The 1,356-nt window shown below is 50.8% G+C and carries 1 protein-coding gene; it reads right to left on the bottom strand.

The window, feature by feature from the left end; translation table 11 throughout:
- A partial coding sequence (locus tag BSZ32_RS18645; protein ID WP_165788610.1) for an Ig-like domain-containing protein occupies positions 1-1,249 on the bottom strand: 1,249 nt, incomplete at its 3' end.
- Positions 1,250-1,356: the final 107 nt, after the last annotated feature.

Genomic DNA, 1,356 nt, shown 5'->3' with positions numbered 1-1,356 from the left:
CGGTGATGGTGACGTGCCCCCTTGTGAGAGTTCCGCTCTGATTGACGGCAAATGAGAAACTCTCAGTTCCAACAAAATCCACCGCAGGTGTATAGATGACGTTTTCACCGAACCAGCTGATGGATCCGTGGAGGGAATGGAAGAAAGTCGTGTTGCTTGGCGCACTGCCCGACACGTTTAGAGGAATTATTGTAGCATTTCTGTTTGGAATGGTGAGAGATCGGTCTGCTTGGTCGATTACCGTCACCGTTTCTACAGAACTGCGTTCGGTCGAGTAGCTCCAGGAGTCGTTTAGTTCATGATACACCAGGTCCTCAGAAACGGTATCAAACTGCACATTGAAAGGTTCCGAAGCTGATGCCCCCGGCAGTCCCTGGACATGTACAAACTGCGCGGTGTCATAGTTGCTTGGGGTAAAGGTCAGATACTTGGGATGAACATTCGCTGCTGCGTTAGAAACGGATACCTGAACAGTGACGGGCTTTTCCGGCGGAAGAATGAACTGAACCGACATGGTTTCGGCTGTGGTCGGTGTGACCGTGTGGGCATTCACGGAAGAGGGCATCACCTTGAACCCAGGGGCTCTCATCTGGCAACGACCAACCCGCCAGGCTGTTTCGTACCCTATTTTCTGTGCTTGCCAATTCGCTGTCATGGGGGATGGTTTCACTTCTAGTGGGCACCGCCCCGAATAGATCGTGTACATGTAACGAGGCATTGCGTGGCCATGTCCGTAACTCAAGTGCCCTGCATTATCCAATATAGGGTTGAGATCAGGATAGACTTGGTGAAGCTGTGCCCAGAGAAGCCTCCATGGAACGATTCTGGCTGTCGACCCTTGCCGACGCATATAATTTGCAAACTTATACTCATCATAAATCTGGCCTATATGATTATCATTTGCTGTCGGGATCGGTTTGCCCCATGTGTTCCACCGAAACCAGTACCCAAAACCTAACTGCCACTGAGAGGCATCAATTCTGTAACTTTTACTGCCGCCTTGTCGGCCATGATTCCACGCATAAGGTTCTGCCCCTGCCTCAAAACCAATCTTGCTTTCGGCTATTGTGGACTTGCAGGCCGATTGTACCCCGTTTTCCGTACTGCTTCCCCGATTCTCAAAAAAGATAGACCGCCTTTTGTCGTCTAATATCAGGTAGGGATTCTGAAAACTAAATTTGCCCGTATATTGCTGAACTCCGATGTTGGCGGTAACCGTAGTCTGGACAGTCGCGGCGACTGCAGGCAAAGGGTTGTGACTAGATTCCGCTGCACTTTTCCCCCAGATGCGAGTGTAAACTGAAGCTGCAGCGATGTAGGCGCCATTTGTGCTTGGGTGTGTGTCCCCGGTTGGTG

The sequence above is a fragment of the Rubritalea profundi genome (assembly GCF_002954445.1).
GTDB classification, from domain to species: domain Bacteria; phylum Verrucomicrobiota; class Verrucomicrobiia; order Verrucomicrobiales; family Akkermansiaceae; genus Rubritalea; species Rubritalea profundi.
This window is presented reverse-complemented; position numbering and strand designations above follow the sequence as displayed.